Annotated in this window: 15 protein-coding genes and 1 CRISPR repeat array (1 of these 16 only partly in view); of the genes, 2 read left to right on the top strand and 13 right to left on the bottom strand. The window is 40.3% G+C overall.

Annotation, left to right across the window (positions count from 1 at the left end):
- Positions 1–134 precede the first annotated feature (134 nt).
- The 7 genes from C9I86_RS02235 to C9I86_RS02205 form a co-directional block, all read right to left on the bottom strand.
- Positions 135–1,322: a hypothetical protein gene (locus C9I86_RS02235; protein ID WP_107275493.1), complete on the bottom strand. Its 1,188-nt coding sequence runs from the start codon at positions 1,320–1,322 to the stop codon at positions 135–137.
- The gene (locus tag C9I86_RS02230; RefSeq protein ID WP_107275492.1) at positions 1,322–1,972 is read right to left on the bottom strand and encodes an energy transducer TonB; all 651 of its coding nucleotides are present in this window, start codon (positions 1,970–1,972) and stop codon (positions 1,322–1,324) included. Before C9I86_RS02230 ends, C9I86_RS02235 begins: the two co-directional genes overlap by 1 nt.
- The gene (locus tag C9I86_RS02225; protein WP_045031104.1) at positions 1,972–2,376 is read right to left on the bottom strand and encodes a biopolymer transporter ExbD; all 405 of its coding nucleotides are present in this window, start codon (positions 2,374–2,376) and stop codon (positions 1,972–1,974) included. Before C9I86_RS02225 ends, C9I86_RS02230 begins: the two co-directional genes overlap by 1 nt.
- Positions 2,373–2,906, bottom strand: coding sequence for a MotA/TolQ/ExbB proton channel family protein (locus C9I86_RS02220; protein WP_045037744.1), 534 nt, complete (start codon positions 2,904–2,906; stop codon positions 2,373–2,375). The genes C9I86_RS02225 and C9I86_RS02220 overlap by 4 nt, the downstream gene beginning before the upstream one ends.
- Positions 2,906–4,273, bottom strand: coding sequence for a MotA/TolQ/ExbB proton channel family protein (locus tag C9I86_RS02215; protein ID WP_107275491.1), 1,368 nt, complete (start codon positions 4,271–4,273; stop codon positions 2,906–2,908). Before C9I86_RS02215 ends, C9I86_RS02220 begins: the two co-directional genes overlap by 1 nt.
- A 1-nt stretch (position 4,274) precedes the next feature.
- Positions 4,275–5,048 (bottom strand): DUF3450 domain-containing protein, encoded by a 774-nt coding sequence (locus tag C9I86_RS02210; protein WP_107275490.1) that lies wholly within the window; start codon positions 5,046–5,048, stop codon positions 4,275–4,277.
- Positions 5,049–5,230: 182 nt separating this feature from the next.
- Positions 5,231–7,306 carry a TonB-dependent siderophore receptor gene (locus C9I86_RS02205; protein WP_107275489.1) on the bottom strand — a complete coding sequence of 692 codons (2,076 nt, stop codon included), beginning with the start codon at positions 7,304–7,306 and terminating at the stop codon, positions 5,231–5,233.
- A gap of 428 nt (positions 7,307–7,734) precedes the next feature.
- Between C9I86_RS02205 and C9I86_RS02200 the strand changes: the two genes are divergently transcribed.
- Positions 7,735–8,166 (top strand): hypothetical protein, encoded by a 432-nt coding sequence (locus C9I86_RS02200; RefSeq protein ID WP_080156542.1) that lies wholly within the window; start codon positions 7,735–7,737, stop codon positions 8,164–8,166.
- Between the two features lie 243 nt (positions 8,167–8,409).
- Positions 8,410–8,589, top strand: a complete 180-nt coding sequence (locus C9I86_RS02195; protein ID WP_107275488.1) for a hypothetical protein — start codon at positions 8,410–8,412, stop codon at positions 8,587–8,589.
- Between the two features lie 677 nt (positions 8,590–9,266).
- On the opposite strand, the gene cas6f is transcribed toward C9I86_RS02195, so the two are convergent.
- The 6 genes from cas6f to cas1f form a co-directional block, all read right to left on the bottom strand.
- Positions 9,267–9,821: a type I-F CRISPR-associated endoribonuclease Cas6/Csy4 gene (gene cas6f, locus C9I86_RS02190; protein WP_107275487.1), complete on the bottom strand. Its 555-nt coding sequence runs from the start codon at positions 9,819–9,821 to the stop codon at positions 9,267–9,269.
- Positions 9,822–9,826: 5 nt separating this feature from the next.
- Positions 9,827–10,825 (bottom strand): type I-F CRISPR-associated protein Csy3, encoded by a 999-nt coding sequence (gene csy3 / locus C9I86_RS02185; protein ID WP_107275486.1) that lies wholly within the window; start codon positions 10,823–10,825, stop codon positions 9,827–9,829.
- Between the two features lie 19 nt (positions 10,826–10,844).
- On the bottom strand, positions 10,845–11,789 hold the full coding sequence (csy2, locus tag C9I86_RS02180; RefSeq protein ID WP_107275485.1) for a type I-F CRISPR-associated protein Csy2: 945 nt from the start codon (positions 11,787–11,789) through the stop codon (positions 10,845–10,847).
- Complete coding sequence (gene csy1, locus C9I86_RS02175) at positions 11,786–13,057, bottom strand: type I-F CRISPR-associated protein Csy1 (RefSeq protein ID WP_107275484.1); 1,272 nt, start codon at positions 13,055–13,057, stop codon at positions 11,786–11,788. Before csy1 ends, csy2 begins: the two co-directional genes overlap by 4 nt.
- A gap of 133 nt (positions 13,058–13,190) precedes the next feature.
- Positions 13,191–16,460 (bottom strand): type I-F CRISPR-associated helicase Cas3f, encoded by a 3,270-nt coding sequence (gene cas3f, locus C9I86_RS02170; protein ID WP_107275483.1) that lies wholly within the window; start codon positions 16,458–16,460, stop codon positions 13,191–13,193.
- A complete protein-coding gene (gene cas1f / locus C9I86_RS02165) occupies positions 16,461–17,438 on the bottom strand; it encodes a type I-F CRISPR-associated endonuclease Cas1f (RefSeq protein WP_080155884.1) in 978 nt (325 codons plus the stop codon).
- A gap of 202 nt (positions 17,439–17,640) precedes the next feature.
- A CRISPR array of direct repeats spans positions 17,641–17,962; the repeat unit is 28 nt; unit sequence GTTCACTGCCGTACAGGCAGCTTAGAAA (it continues 368 nt past the right edge of the window).

Here is a 17,962-nt window from a genome sequence, read left to right as displayed (position 1 = left end):
ACTATGCTTTGAGTGTATATTTATTGAAGAGTTAATGATATTTCTGAGAAAGAAGCTTCTGTTCTATATAAAAAAAGCGAGCTTAATAACTCGCTTTTCTAAAATAATACCTTATTAGTTTATTGCACTAGCTATTAAGCGCTTACATCCATCTTTCGCATCTGGCCTAAATATTTAATCCAACTTTTGGCGGCAGACGATGCCTGAATGTTATTTGCTTGCTTAGCATGAATAATAGCTTGATCGAATTTATTCAATTTGTAATAAATACGTACCTTTGCTAATTCAACATCAGCGCGTTTATCTTTACGTTTAACACGATTAAGCTCAGTTAGTGCTCGTTGATAATGTCCTTCTTGCAATAGCAATTGTGATAACTGCCAGCGATAATGGTTATCTTTATTCGCTACGACTGCCCACAATGCGATAGCTTTATTCCATTCACGTGCCATTTGCCAGTAATTAGCTTGTTCAATTAATAACGTCTTATCACTATTGGCATCTTTCAATGCGGCTATTTGTTCCGCTGCACGTTCTGGAATACCACGCTGAGCATATAATTGCGCTAATACTTTAAGATCTTGCTGACTCAGTGCCACCCCTTGATATTTTGCTAACTTTAATGTCGCTAATGCATCAGCATTTTTACCTATTCGCATTTGAATACTGGCTAATTGCTGCCACCAAATTAACTTATTTGGTTCAAGTGCAATTAAACGATTCAATGTTGCCGAAGCACCTTGCCATTGTTTAAGTTGTAGCTGTGCCCCAAGCATAATCGATAACGGTGACATTGCGTCTTTAAGACGATAACCATCATAATGCTTCATCGCTGTTAAAACTTGCTGCCATTGTGCTTGCTGGTAATGCGCTTGAGCAATCCGAAGCCACAATTCATCCCCTTTTTGCTTAACAGGAATATTTTTAGTCAACTTATAATAATGCGGTAGCGCCTGGCTATATTTAGCTTCTGATAACAAAATATCAGCCAACATGCGTTCAGTCGTCCATGCTTGATCATCATGCAACAAACCACTGTTTACTGCTTTTGTTAACAAAGAAATAGCTTGTGACTGTTTCCCTTGCTGCCAATAAAACACCCCCAGCATTCGTTGCACATACGCTTTATCGTAGGCAGAACGTGGATTCATTTCAGCTAACAATCCAATGGCTTGAGTAAGCTTATCATTTAATTGTAAGTCATTAGCGCGTTGTACCTTGTTGGCTGTCGCTTGTGATAACTGACCACCACTTGCATAAGCATTTGATAATGGCAGTGAGGCCGATAAGGTTAACGCGACAATAAAAGCAATCTTTTTCATTATTGATTCAACCTAAATTCAAGACGTACTGTCTGCCCTTGTTGTGCCATAGCCGTGCCATTAACGACTTGTGGTTGGTACTTCCACTTACGTAATGCACGAATGGCTTCCTTATCAAATAAACGACGAGGCTTGGCATCCATAACAGCAATATCGATTGGTCGACCTTGAGTATCAATGGTGAATTTAAGCACCACATACCCTTCTTTACCTTGACGTAAAGCTCGAGATGGATAACGCGGCTCAACGCGATAAAGAGGCATCGCTTGTTGAGATTTACCTAATCCGTCACCTATTGCTGCTGCACTACTGAAATCAGTAAATTTAGGCGCGTTAACTGCTAAACCATGAATAGACGTATCTAAACCTAAGCTAGGAATTGACGCCATTGGCATCGTCGTTGATGTTGCCGCTTGTGACTGCGACGGTTGCGCTTCAGGTGGTGGCGTTGGCGTTTCAGGTGGTGGTGGAGCAACACGCTGACGACGCTGTGGCGCTTGTTCGTGTTCTACCATCACCATATTAAACGCTAACGGCGGTGTATTATCTTGAGGTTGATGATTACCGTTATCGACCATCCATGCCATCAGCGTAAACAGACCTAAAGCCACCGCGAGCGCCAATGGCAACGCCATTAATATGCGCATCATTAGTTTTTCTCCGCCGCCAAAGCAATATTCTTCACCCCTGCACCTTTTGCAGCATCCATCACCTTAACGACCGTACCGTTATAAGCATGTTCATCAGCTTGAATCACTAATGCGGCATCAGGTTGTTCCGTTAACATGTGCTCAAGTGTCGCTTGAACACGCTCAGGGTCAACCACACGTTTATCGATGTAAATATCATTTGCTGCGGTAATAGCGACAAAAATACCCGCATCTTTTTGGCTAACCACATGGCTTGCTTGCGGGCGATTCACTTCAACCCCAGATTCACGCACAAAAGAACTAGTAACAATAAAGAAAATCAACATGATGAAAACGATATCTAACATCGAGGTTAAATCTATTTGTGCATCTTCACGCACTGACGAGCGACGACTGAGTCTCATTGCTGACTCCTTAATGATTTTTCTAATTTTAACTCACGCATTTGACACGCTTTTGCCAATCGAGCATGAATAAACATCCCCGCTAGTGCTGCCACCATGCCCGCCATAGTTGGTAATGTCGCCAGTGAAATTCCTGACGCCATTAATCGAGGCTGGCTACTGCCTTGGGTTGCCATTACATCAAACACTGAAATCATACCCGTAACCGTGCCAAGTAAACCTAACATGGGACAAATAGCGACTAACACTTTAATAAAATTAAGGTTTTTGTTTAATGCTATTTTAGCATCACTCAACCAGCCATCTCGAATTGCATGAGCATACCAAGATTGATGATCAGCACGTGCTGCCCATAATGCTATCCATTGTTGCTGTTGTTGTGGAAAGTAAAACACAAGGTAAATAACCCGTTCAAACACCAATAACCACAACACCGCAACCACAGCGGCTAACCACCATAAAATCACACCGCCTTGCGCCATAAAATGCGACAGTGATAACCACCACGTTTGTAATACGCTGCTATCCATTAGGCGGCCTGTTCAGTTGTCATGCCAGAATTTTTAATACCACGGTGGTCATTTTTCTCGGCTTGTTCCGCCACCAAGCTAATACCTTGTTTTTCAAGGATCATACGAATATTTTCAGCTTGAGAACTTAAAATGTTATGCGCCAATAGCAATGGCATTGCCGCCACTAAGCCTAGAACCGTGGTCACCAATGCCATTGAAATACCCCCCGCCATCACTTTTGGATCGCCATTACCAAACTGAGTGATCACTTGGAAGGTTTCAATCATACCTGTTACTGTACCTAGCAAACCTAACATCGGCGCTAACGCAGCAAACAGTTTCAGCATTGACAGGCCTTTTTCTAGCCCTTGTTGTTCATCAACAATCGTTTCTAATAAACGCAATTCTAACGCTTCAACGCTGCGGCTTTGCTCTTTGTTATAAACCGCTAGAATATGACCCAGTGGATTATTGCCCGGCTTAGAAGGTTGCTTTAGCTGTGCTTTGATTTGTTGACGAATAATGGCTAATTTCACACCTCGGAAAATCGCAATACCTGCACCAATAGCCAGTAGTAATAGAATGATTTTGCCAACTGCGCCACCTGCTTGCAGACGATCCATTAATGTCGGTGCTTGGGCTAATTGCTCTAGCATCACCCCACGTGAAGGATCGACCACCAGCATGTCATTACCTGTTGATATTAGTTGATCGTAATCAGCCAATGTCGGTGCATGTTCAGGTTGCTGTAAATACGCCATTGCCACGTGTTGGCTGCCATCCCAATTGAGATAGCCGTTATCACCCACTAAGCCAATACTGCCTAAACGCAATGCCTGAATATCACTTTGCTCACCATCACCGTTAATGTATGGCACGGTGACTTTCGCAATTTGTCCGCTCGCAACGATCTGATTAGTCATTGCTTGCCATAAACCTTGTAATTGCACCATTGATGGCAAGACTTTCGCCGCGACAATCTCATTCACAACGGCGTTATCCTGGCTGTTATCAATCGCGGTTACAGCATGTTGTTGTTCAGCTTGTACTTCTTTGGCGGTTTGACGTACGACACCAAATAACTCGCCTAAGCTGCCACTTTCTAGCCGTAATTGTTGTTCTAACGTCGCTAAACGTTGTTCATTAGCACTAAAAGTTGTACTTAATACTTCTGTAGCAGCCTTTAATTTATTACGTTCAGCTAATAACGCATTGTATTGCGCTTTAATATTATGATGAGTGCTATTAAAGCCCGCTTCACGTTGAACATTATGCTGAGCCTGTTGGCTATGCTCTTGTTGTGCTTGCTTTACTACAGATTCTGCATTAACGGTCAATGGCAAACTTGCAATACATAATGCGGCAACTAACGTTTTTAATTTCATGTTATTTACTCTCTACGCTAGTTGATACACCTGAAACAGGTAAGGTAATTAAACTTGGTGCAGCTTGGTTATCAGCAATCGCAAATGCTTTATCGATATTTGTCCCCTCACTTGCGTCAACAGGCTGCCATTGTTTCGCGGCTGTATTCCAGCTCCAGTAATGGCTACCATTTAAACTACGGGCAACCAAAGCAATGCGACCTAAATGCAACACATTCACTTCGAGGGTTTTGTTATCAGCAAGGGTTATTTTTGCTTGATAAGCAGCAAGCTTGGTGCCGTAATCCATTTCAATTTGATAAGCTTCTAAAATACGACGGAATTTTTCAGCATCGCTAATATCGGCTTGTGACATCATGGTTTCAAGTTTACCCACTCGCACCAAACGCGCTTGACGTTTAATCGGCTTATCGTGCTCAACAATGGTCTTCAAGCCATCAATCATTTGGTACATCAATGGCACCACACCTTGACGAGTTTGCTTAATGTCAGTGATTTGTTGATCAATAGACGTCACTTCTTGCGCTTGATTTTTTACCAATCGCGCAAGGTGATCATGATAAACCGTTAAGTTTTTCACTTCTTCTTGCAGCTGTTCCATACTGGCTTTCATTGCTAAGACTGAATCTGCACTTTTGTCTATTTTATTCTGACTCACTGCTGATGCAGTATTAGTACTATTTTCAATCGAACGTGCATTATCAAGACTAGAAGCATGCGCTCCAGAAGTAATACTGAGAATAACAATAGCCAGGCTCGTTTTAATAAAATTCATAATATTCAATCAATCGTTATCTGTAATAACCAAAAAACAAAAAAGTGGTGTTAAAAATAAAAAGCACCGCAAAATTGGCGAACTATAAACAATAACTATTATGATTAACAGTTTATAGACCGCCACATTCAGATCGCAACAAGGGGAAGTTAAGACTCCCCCTTAAATATTCAACTTACTTATTAATACTTAAACTCAATGGTTGCCATAAAGTTACGCCCTTCACCTAGGGTTACACCTGTTGCGCCCACATAATCTTTGCTGGTTGAACCACCACCCGCCATGTAGTCAGTATCAAACAAATTCTCTACATTTACACGACCAATGATATCCAATTTATCGTCATATTTATAAGTATGAGCGACACCCACATCAACACGGGTATAACCGTCTTTCTTAAAGGTATTGGCTGCATCACCAAAACGTGATCCTTCATAGATAACACCAAGGTTGACATCTGTCGCCTGTGTCACGTTATAGGTTGACCACACACTTGCTGCAAACTCAGGCACATCAACAGGACGATTACCTTCATAATTCTGATCTTTAGTGTATTCCGCATCAAGGTACATAGCAGAAGCATTCATGCTTAGTTTATCAGTAATGTTACCTTGTAACGCAAACTCGACACCATTATGTACCCGTTCACCCGCTTGGGTTAGTGTTTGATTATTATCAGGTCCAACAGCAATCTTTGAATTTTCTTGCGTAATATTAAATACTGCCGCTGTTGCAAATAAACGTTTATTTAATAATTCCCACTTGGTGCCAAGCTCATATTGCTTACCACGTAACGGATCAAGGTTATCTCCCGCATTGGTGTAATCAGAAGACACCACACCTTGAGGCTCAAAACTTTCAGAATAAGCTAAGTAAATAGAGCCATTCTCTGCAGGGTGATAAATTGCCGCTAATTTAGGTGATACTGCTTCTTCAGCAATGCCACTCTTCACTTGGCGATCAAAACGGATGCCAGCCAGCACTTGCCAGTTATCATTCAAGGTGATCATATCTTGTGCATAGAAACCCCATGCATCATATGAAGAATTAGACACTTTTGGGTCTTTATTTGAATATACTGGTGTAGGCGTTGTTTGACCTGGCTTAACATCGACTGAATCAAATGAACGCTGGAAACGGTCGTAGCTATAACCTAACCAGTTCGCACCCACTAATAGCTGATGTTGCATGCCTAGCGTATCAAACTCACCCACAAAATCGGTGTAAGCGGTTTTAAATGCCCATTCATCATGGCGATCACTACCACCTTGTTTAATGGTGCCATTTTCTTCAAAATTACTAAAACTAGGGTAACTTTCTTTGTCATTTCGCACAAAATCTTGGTAATTAAAACCAGTATTCAATGCCCATGTATCATTCAATTGCGCTTTAATATCAAAGCCAACATTCTGTACATCGTTATCAATTTCAGACCATTGTGCGTCCCACACATGATCACGGCCCATAACTGGCTTACCATCGACAATATAAGCGCCAGAATCTACGCTGCCCTTATCTTGAGTACGATCATAATGTAATGACACCATCACGTTATCATTAACATCATAATCAAGGAACATACCGCCAACAAAGCGATCTGTTGATGGCGTTGAACCATCACTGAACTTACGCCATGAGTCGTAGTCTTCTTTCGCTAATACTACGCGTCCACGCAGTGTTTGATCAGCATTAAGTGAACCACTGACATCTAACACACTACGGGTATGATTATTTGAACCCACATCTTGGCTGAAATTCATTTGTGTTTCATAGGTTGGCTTTTTTGACACCATATTGACTAAGCCGCCAGGTGCTGATTGGCCATAAAGCAAACCCGCAGGGCCTTTCATAACTTCAACACGCTCTAATAACTCAACTGGTTGGCGGTAATGCGACCAATGCTGGTGGCCATCACGTAAGAAACCACTACTACTGCCTAATTCAAAACCACGTAAAGAAAAACGCTCACGGTTACGACTGGTGCCACCCGCTGAAATACTTGCGTCATTTTGCAACACTTCCCCTAAGGTACTTGCACGCTGTTCATCAATTAGCTTCTCATCGATAACGGCAACTTGTCCTGGCGTTTCTAGTTGTGTCATCTCCATTCGCATTGCGGTCGAATTAGTGTCAGCCTTATAGCCATAATCACGCCCGGTGACCACCATGTGCTCATCTGTATCTGTGATTTCTGCGTGAGCAATCGGCGCTGATAATACTGCACCAATCAATAGTGTTAGCTGACTTTTAGAAAACATATTCCGTTATCTCCAATTACCGTATCTTTGAGAATAAAACCAATGTAGATGGGTGTTCTTCATTACTGCATCTTGAGAAACTAACAACAGCTAGCTTTTGAAGATGTTCAGTACCTGAACTCATCCACCTTTAAGGTGATTTGATTGCTTGGCATCTGTGCCACTGCAGCCAAACCGCAAACAGGAATATAAGTGATAACAATTACCATTTGCATTAAATTTACATTCTTTGCATTCGTAAATTTTTTGTCAATAAATACAATTGATAATCAATTCGTTATCAATAATTACAACCTATTCTCAAATTAGAAAGGATTGCGCGCCCTAGAACACACAATTATTCCGTACTCAATACTGTTTTTTCGAAGACATTCAGAACAAACGGGCGTATAATTCGGCCGTTTTTATTGATTTCTGCGGTATTAAAAGTGACTCAATTAAGTCTTGAAGCTATTCATCAACAACTAGAAGAACGCAATTTTATTGCCGAGAAAGTCCGTATTGTAACGGTAGAGGCAATGGATCCTGAGGTATTAGCGGCCTGTACAACCACTGAAGATGAAACATTCTATAACAGTTATATGAATGTGATTTACTGTCGTGGTGATCGCTATGTTTTAGGTTATCGCTGTAATGAAGCAACAATCATTGACCAAGCGATTATTTTTAAAGATGGTAAGTATTACGATCCTACTTTACAAGCAAATGGCGAAGGTGAATTTGTCCCTTATTCCTTTGCTGTCTTAGCGGAATTTAAAGTCTTTGACATGATGACACATGCTAAAAACAATAAAGACTTCCCGCCAGATGTAGACTTCTTATTTACACGTAAGAAGCACTTCAAAAACGTTATTCGATAGCGATATCTGTACCCGTTATTAAGCTTTAATGGCGGGTATTTCTTCTCTAGCCGACCCAATATATAAAATTAGTATAATTTGTTACATCCCTTCCCCTTTATATAATGGCATAAACTGTTTCAGTCTTGATACGCCATAAGCAAATAAACGCACGAACTATCCATTCAGCCCATCAAACACTTGAGAATAACCACAATAAATGTACTATTTTAATATACAGCGTTTTATATTGGGTATCAGTATATGGATCAGGCAAAAGGATTGCGAAATTACTTTATAGACAATAAGCGCCAACATATTTTTATACAGCAAAAACACGTTAGACAATTAATCATTCAAAAAAGAAGCCACGTTGAGATTGCCGCCAGCCTAATTGAATTGGAAAAAGCGTGGGTCGAGTTTGAACATGAGAATAATCAGTAAGCAGCGTTTAATGAGTAAGAAAACATCATTCAACCTTATACTATTTAGTGTCGTATAATTTCCTGTTTAAAGGTCACTGTAAATTATAGAAGCGCATATTGATTTCTAAGCTGCCTGTACAGCAGTTAACCCAGAATAAGCACCTAAATCTGTGGTGTAAATTTCTAAGCTGCCAGTGCGGCAGTGAACTTATTGATATCATGGTTAAACCTGCCAAGTTCTTTCTAAGCTGCCTATTTCGGCAGTGAACATAAATGCAATCTAACCCCTGATTGTTCGCATCATTTCTAAGCTGCTTATACGGCAGTGATCATTAGAGGTTATCTACGCCAGCGCTCTGAATTTTTCTAAGCTGCCTGTACAGCAGTGTATAAAACCTATCATGTCTAGGCATCTGTAAATATTCTAAGCTACCAGTACGGCAGTGAACAAACATCGAGTCAATAGTTTCTCAACTGCCTGTGCAGCAGTACACAAGATGTGTTGTTATTTCTAAGCTACCTGTACGACAGTAAACATAGTAGTACAATACATGATATTTTGTATATTCCCTAAGTTAACAGTGCAACAATGAACTCAAATACAATTACAATAAGCTATTGTTTAAGTTAAATAAAAATCAAAAAAAAGATTAAATAGTCACCTAACATATCGCAGCGATTACGATTAAAACAAACTTAAAATACAGGTATTGTAGCCGTAGCACTTAATCCATAACTATTAAATACACCATCCGTTGCATCACTTACAACCTTACTATGCTCAATAAATACCCGCATAACGTTCTGGTTAGATAAGCTTTGCATTTGGATATAAGGCAACGTTAACTTACGCTCTGCGGTGTCAGGGATCGCATGAATAGCTTCATCTGCACTGATCCAACCTTTAGCAATCGACCGTTTACGCTTATTGTTAGCACTTTTTGCTTGTACTCGTTTTACGGTTTGAAAACCTTTTGTATTACTCGGAACCGCAGTAATAGCAGTAACACAGGTATAATCTCTTAATCCTTTTAGCCAACTATCAGCCATCATTTTTTCAAGTGCAGCTTGAGAACCATGTAAGCGTAACGTATCGCCTAATGTTTTATGTGCATGAGGAAAACTGATCCCCACCTCTCCATTACCTACAATGCCTAACTGACGGTGTAATTTTGCAAATAAGTTATTCATTAATACTGGTGCTGAGGTCTCTAAATCAGGCAGAACTTGAATATCAATGTAATACAACATTATAGCTATTCTCCAAACACGCCGCCACGCACCAACATCGCCATAACATAGTGTTGTTGATCTAATTCAGGCGCTTTGTCTTTCAATAACCAGTTATCTAGTAAGTTATAGAAATCCGTTTTTTCTTTAGGTTGACGGTAGGCTTTACCACGATTCGTTACTGAACCATAAGGTTCAACGGCAATCGGTCCAACTTCATCTGTTTCAGGATGCCATGTATCAATGGTGCGTAATGCATTACCAATTTTTTGGGAGTGCATTGCCGCTTGACCATTTAGTTGATACAGATACTTACTCTTATCACCAGAACCCGTATTCATGACTAATTCTTGAGATGGGAATACTGTTTGACCATGACCTAATTGTACAAAAGCAGTCACCGTTAATAAGGTTGCTTTTTCGCCTAATAAACCTTGTTCAATCACTTGTGATAATGCGGCTAAATCACCATTCGCAACTGTAAATTGACGTAAGCTGAAATCTAAACTGTCAAATGTCCACAGTTGATCATGGTGTTGTACTGTTACCACCACATTTTCAGCCCCAACACGGTTACGCCATAGGAAGCGACCATTAGCAAGATTAGTAGCATAACGTGTCGCTAATTCTTTAAACCCATGATCAGTAACATAGCCTTTAATCAATTGACTTAATGCCGCTTGGTAATCAGGATTATTACACGTAGAAGGAACATTTAAATCACCGAGTACACGCAACGTAAAAGTCAATTTGAGCGTGTCGCAATCAAACGGTAATGCGGCATTATCTACTGTCTGTAAATTTGCCTTTTGAATTTCAGCATCTAGTTTAGCCGGATCATTTGCTTTTGGCCCTTTCATGCGATTAGAAATCGTACCACGCACTGATTTCTCATTCACAGCAATAGGCCGCCAATTTATGTTAGTGGCTATTTCATTCCAATTACCTGCAGCCATAACGGCATCTGAACAAGCCAATTTGCCTTCAAATGCTAAAACTGATGGTGTGGTTAACTTGGTTGTCATTGTATACATCCTTGGGAATTTAATAAGAAACGTTTAAATCTTCATTACTTTCAATAGAATGAATAGATTGTTGGGCGCGGCATAAGTAATACGGTGAACGATATTGATAACGCCATAAGATTTGATTGATAGATTCAACCCGACTCGGACTGCCTATCCACTCACCGACACTATAAACCGCTTCAGTAAACGCAAATGGGGTTGTGTTATCACGAACATTAGCCACCACTCCGGCATCAAATACCTCGCTAATTTGTTTATAGCCGATCATCAGTGGTATTAAATAGCCACTTTGAGGCTTATTGACACGTTCCCACTGCCCCTGTTCTGCCGCTACACTGTCACTTTCCGTCAGCGTTTCATAACGGTAACGTAAGGCACTAAAATCGAGCCAATTCATGATCATATTTTGATCATTACTTTCATTATGTTGCTGTAGATAATCGCTACGATCACATAAAATAAACCCTGGTAACAATGGTCGTAAAAGTTTACGACAACCACAGGCCTCATTCGGCATTGGTTTAAAATGACACGCTTCAATATGGGTAATATGTCCACCAGCACAACGTTGACTTAATGCTAACGTTTTTATAGCGTCAATGATGCTTTGTTCTTGGTCGCTGTTACCGCCACTAAAACCTTTGCATTCAATTAGTAATGATACACAAAGGTTCATTTTCCCTTCTTCAACGATAGGTGCTGTTTTACCGTCTTTCGCTAAAGGATTACGAGTTAATGCAAAACCATAATCATCCCAATCACTGCCCCGATAAGCATGCACTTGATACTGGTGGCACATCACTGCACAGCCATCAAAACTGATCCCATATTGAAACTTAACGTTGCGTGATAATGCGTGCACAAACCCTAAAAATTGGGTAATCGCTGGAAAACCATAAGTAAAGCCTGCAATCGCGTTTGCACCTTCAATGTGCATATTTTTAATAATAAATAAACTCATCGTCCTGCCTCACGAATAGCGTCATGACATAATGTTTGCCAATGCTGCAATGCCTCACTGCCTAACATTAATTGTTGCTGACTAACCTTTTCTAAACGGTTATTAAGCCATAAACCAAAATCACGGCTGACTTCCGTTTGCCAATCTCCGTCATACAGATGATCGGCTTGAGGATCTAACCAGCACTGTTGGGCAAGTGATAATTCACTCTCTTGACTCCAGCCTCGCGTATTTGTTTGATGGCTAGTCGCCAAAGTTAAAATACTATCAAGAGTTTGATTCGCTAGTTGATCTCGACGTTGGCGAATACAAAGTGTGCTATCAAATGGTTTTGCTTTTATTAGAAATTCAGCCAATAACTTAACTAAATAGTCAGTTTGACTAACAACCTCATGATTATCTAACCAATTTAAGCCAATCATTGGTGGTTTATATAGGCTTTTCCAATCAGGCGCAGAGCAAGGAAATAAATAGGTTTTACCGTAACGCTTAGAATTCAATTGCGAGATATTTTGAGGCTTTGAACCACCACTAATGGTTACCGCTAAATTCGAATAACGCACCACATCAACATCACTCGGTTGCTTTTTACGGTACGCTTCTCTGGCAACTTTCATCTCATCACTAAAACGGGAATGTTGTACCTGATGAAATAGTTCATGGGCTAAGGCTGATGAATATAACGGGCTAATAAGGTGATATTGATTCTCACCAACAGGGAAATATATTTGTTTGGCTAAGGTATGGCTACTGGGTGTTTTAACTTCTAATGCTTGACGCAACCCATCAGCCCATAATTGGCATTGCTCATCACTACTCGCCAAAGAACGTAAAACATGATCGTCCCCTTGTGATAAATAAATAGCCAATGTGGCATTACCATCATCAAGCTGGAGTAATTTAGCCACATCTAGCGCAGCAGCATTACCCACGGCATCAACGGCAGGTGCTATTATTGCTGAAGAATCAAGATATGGAGCATCAGTGTTCAAGGCTAATGCTAAGATATTACTGCCTTTTGCACTGCCATGAGTAAACTTGACGGCATGGGTTGCTAAACTGATTTGTTTTGCTCTAACGGCGGCATTTGTAAGCCATGTTTGAACTTCAAAATCTTGATGAATAATTTTTATAAGTTCATTTAAATTAGCTAATTCTGTTTCCGACACTCCATTTTTGACATTTTTTTTCTTTTCTATTTCATCTGATTTTGTTTGTCGCCGTTGTTCAATGTACGCTTGAACTAACATGCTGATTTCAATTTGCATAGCAACTCCAGAGCCGAATTTACCACGCCAAATATAAACCTAACGATATAAGCATCAAGTTAAACATTGCTACAACATATATCTATATGCATTTATGAGGAATTATCTACAAAACAAAGAAAAAATAATACCTTTACGTCCTATATTTCCCCTCAAACACTCCTAGCCACGGATGGTAATGAAATCGTGGGGTTTTATTCGAATCATTAAGGTTTATACCACCAAATAATTCACTGATCTGCTCACTGTCTTTATCAAAGATGTCACTTAGCTCGTCATACACTGCGCTGTATTGACAATCAAACCACGCTTGATTTCCATTCGCGATATTGTCTATCGCCGCAAGATGAAACAGCTCGGTTTTATTAACAAACTCACCGCTGTATTCATCACGCACTTTAATGCTCAGCGCTTGATCGTCATTATCGATAAAGAAATAATATTCCGTTTGCGGTAGAGATTGTCGAAACCGTGTTTGGCTCTGATATTCGCCAAATAAGTGTAAATACGGTTGCAACCACCAGTATTCAACCTTCTTAGCACTGTCTTTAAATAAGGTATAAATCAATGCGTAGTGTTCTAACTCAATTAAACCAAATGGTAGCTTTAATGGTTCTGGTTCCACAAATCGTGGGTAAGCAGAGATAGTCTGATAGTCGTCAGCGACTAACAATTTAGTCAAATCATGTTGATTTAACCGCAAATGTCCTTTATTTAGATCATTTTTAGGCAGCTCAAAACCAGGATTACAATACGCAACATCTGTACCTAATAATGCCTTAATATTTTTAGTTAATATCATGATATTGGGTGAATTAGGCACACATTGGCGATGACGCTGAATACGCCCGGCTAACTGAATAATCGACCGCATTGAACTGGGTTCAACCACTGCCCAATCATAATCATGATCGCGCCCAACTTCTGCCACCGCAGTGGCGACCACCACAAAGATATGATGTTGTTGAGGCTGTTGTTCTAATGCAGTTTTGATTTGAGGTAAATCCAATATTGCTTGTGAATCTGCAGGATCGCGCATTAACACCGTGTCTAACTGTTGCTCTATATGCGCTCTAACTGCCATGGGATGCTGGCTATGATAAAAACAATAATGAACACAGGTATTATCTGGTGTCGGCATTGATAATAACGACTCACCCACCGCAATTAAGGGTTCAATATTTGCCATTCTAACTAAGCCAATCGAAATGGTTTTATCGTTTGGTGCAACTTGGCGATGCCGTTCATCTAAAGTGTAAATCGCCTGTTGAATATGGCTTGATAGATAATTAACCGCATCGGTTTGCGTTAATTTTTCCGCGTCTAAAGGCATTAACTCAGCTTGGCGTAAGGGTAATGATTTACGGTTCAGTGTTTTTGCTCGTTGGGTAATAAACTGCGTGTGTTGTTGTTTGAAATCAGCATCATCAATACAAACTGATTGTACATTAAATTCATCAAACCAGCCACATTGTACTGTTGTTTCGGTAATGCCGTGGCTATGGTTATATTGCTGGCGACCATGAGAATAGGCTTTAAATAAAGCAGTAATTAATGACGGTGCTAACGTCGCTGATGACAGTAATACTCGTGAACCTAACATGCCAGCCCAATGGACTAAACGGCATAATGCAGGTAAATCTTCTAAGCCAAAATCATCAGGCTCATCAAGAATCAGATCCCCTGTAAATAATCGCAACATAGGTGCAATTTGCTGCCCGCCTCGCGTACCCTCTGTGGCTGGCATTAAATAATCAATGGTACTCACCGTAATCGGAGCACTGACCAATTTATGAATGGTTGGTTTTTGCTTGAGCCACTGGCTAAGATGACCATCATCAAGGCTACCGTCATAACTAACATACATATGCTCTGAAAATAACGTTTCCGACTCACTGCCTGTTTGTTGTGCTTTTGCTTCTTGCTGAATTGTGAGCTTACTTTGATGCAGATCTTTAACAGCTTGCGATCCGACTAACACAGCTAAATCATCACTATCCAGTTTTAAACGATCTTTGAGTGCATCCCCTGTTTGTAGGGTTAATGTTCGCAGTCCTAAAGCAATGCTAAATCGACAGCCTTGTTGTTGATTGGCTAATCCATACATAATTCGCGCATTGGCAAAGGTTTTACCACACCCCGTTGACGCCATATTGACCCCAAAAAAGCCGTGAACCTCAGAAATATCACGCACCGAACACGCCAGATCATAGGCTTTATCTTGCCAGCGAAATTTATTAATTGTGGTACGTTTTTTAAATAACGAATGCCGAGTAATTGCAGGTAAACTCAAACGTAATTTTGGTAAGCCTAAGCTTACTCGATAGGCTAACTGCGCTACTCCGATATTATGCTCATCTAATTTTTGTTTTAATTTCCCCGTTTTACGATCGGTATTTGCATAAGCTTTGTAGAGAGGATCTTGCCAAGCGACAACAGGCTGACTTGATGAATAGCAGTGATCAGCAAGCATTAAACTTAATCGTGCCATATGCAGTGGAAATGCGTTCTCACATTGTCCAAAATGACGCAAATTAGGGTGTGCTAATGCTCGTTTCGCCAGCTGTTGCGCTTTGTTTTGCCATGTTTGACTTTGTAGTGGAATACCATGAGGGAAAATAAAGTTATCCGCTATTTTTGCGATTAACTCAGGGTTTTTATGATTTTTTGCATTCCACTCAGGGCACAGTTTTTGTTCTAACCAATCATCTGAATCACCAATTGTCGGCTTAAAGTCTGACAGTTGATAAGTCGGCAAGCGATGGTGAGAAACAATTAACCATCCAATCGTTTTTGCTAATTCGGTCAGGCCAATAAACGGTGACAACGCTGGGGTATAGTGCACATCATTAACAATCTTGCTAATTTTTTGTGGTGATAAATCCGCTAATTCTGTTAGCCATTGATCATCGGTTTTATTCTTTGCAAATGCTTGAAAAACCAACAACGATAGCCATTCATGCCGCAATGGCTCAGCAATATTCCCTTTGCCCGTTAGTTTCTGTTGAAATAAGCTGTTAGCTTTACCTACATCATGAAATAAACCCGCAAGTGATGCCATTAATGCAACAGCATAGTTACTTTGCCAGCCATTTTCATCTTCCGAACGCAGAATATTACGCTCAGTTGTATTTGTGGGTACTGTACCCTGTTCATTGAAACGACGTTTATTACCGACAATCCACATTAGTTCGGTATTATTTGCGCCTCGAATCCAATGGCAAGCGACCGCAGTATTCCGCCTTGCGGTTTGCTTTAATAATTGACGTAATGTTTTTAAGCCTTCTAACGTAATCGGCGTTTGCCATGTACGATCACCTTTACGTTCTGCAAATTGATCCAGCACTTTACGGGTTTCATCAAGGGCTTTTTTATTACATTGAGAGATAAGAAGAATATTCATTTATAATTTTGCAACCGCTTGTGCTGTGTCTTTAATCGCATCGATCATCACATCTAATGCATTGGCTTTTCTAAATCCATTCAAGCATCGTTGACGAAATTCTTGTTCGTCATCCCCTGCCATTGCGGCAATAAACGCATTCGGTAGCACAATCGCGTCTTTTATTAAATCAGCAACATCAAATACTAAACCACCACGACGAGTTTTACCATGTAGAACGGCGAGTCCATGTGGCAATCCAATAACCCAACATGCGGTCGCCCCTAAACCATAAGCTAAATAGTTACCATGATCTAAAAATCGATTAGCAATATCAGTGCTATTTCCTCGCGAAGAACGAGTAAATTCACCATATTGCACTGTATTGACTGCGAGTTTATATAAGGCTTTGGTCATGACGGCTTCTAATAACAATAAGTCAGTGCTGTTTTGACAATGACTAAGTTTATTTTCAAACGTAGATAAAATGTGCTCTAGTTTTTCGGCATCAATAATGAAATTGTTATCGCGTTGCATGGTTGCTGATAACCATACTTTTTTAATTTGCTGTAATCGGACTCGTTGGAAAAGTATTGCCGCTTCTAGACGTTTAAAGTCATCAAACCAGAAACTCACCCACCATTGAAGATATTCTGTTGGTCGATATTCAGATTGCGGTGTTAACCAACTAACATCAGGTTCAACTTCATTAGCTGAGAATAACGGCGTTCCGCCACCACCGCAAAAACCGACTAGCACGCCAGCTTTAGCTAATTCGCGCATTGCAGCTTGAGTAATCGATGTACCAGTTCCAAGCATAATGGCGGTCGTGTTTGCTATGGGGATATTCCAATATAAAGATTGCTTACCTTCGTCAGTGACATATTCAACCCGTCCACCATTCACTAACACGCGACAATGCTGTAAATAATAAAGATTGGCACGTTTAGAATGAATAATCGTTTTTAGCTCACTCGGTGTGAAAGACTTAGCGCACATAGCAATCACCAACAATAAAAAAACGAATTATATACATAATGCGTATAATTCGTTTAGAGTGTAATCACAAATACCCTTTTTTATTTGATAACAACTCATACCATATAAAACAACGACTTAAAATATCAGTTTAAATAAGGGTATTTGGTGGGAATTTACTGTTTAGCTTCTATAAGCAATCACTTATACTAATTAAGCTTCAGTTCACTGCCGTACAGGCAGCTTAGAAAAATGGCGGCAGCTGCGGCCCCCGCGGCAACTAGTTCACTGCCGTACAGGCAGCTTAGAAAAATATTCGTAATTTCTTCACTGCTTAACATTTGTTCACTGCCGTACAGGCAGCTTAGAAATGAACTTTACCAGAATTGAATATTTTCAAGAAAGTTCACTGCCGTACAGGCAGCTTAGAAATTATTAAGTTCATGTGTGGAGGTGGTGAGTTTGTTCACTGCCGTACAGGCAGCTTAGAAACACAGAGGAGCGGCCAATTTTTAAATTTGATAGGTTCACTGCCGTACAGGCAG

The organism is Photobacterium sp. NCIMB 13483 (assembly GCF_003025475.1).
Taxonomy (GTDB): domain Bacteria; phylum Pseudomonadota; class Gammaproteobacteria; order Enterobacterales; family Vibrionaceae; genus Photobacterium; species Photobacterium piscicola.
This window is presented reverse-complemented; position numbering and strand designations above follow the sequence as displayed.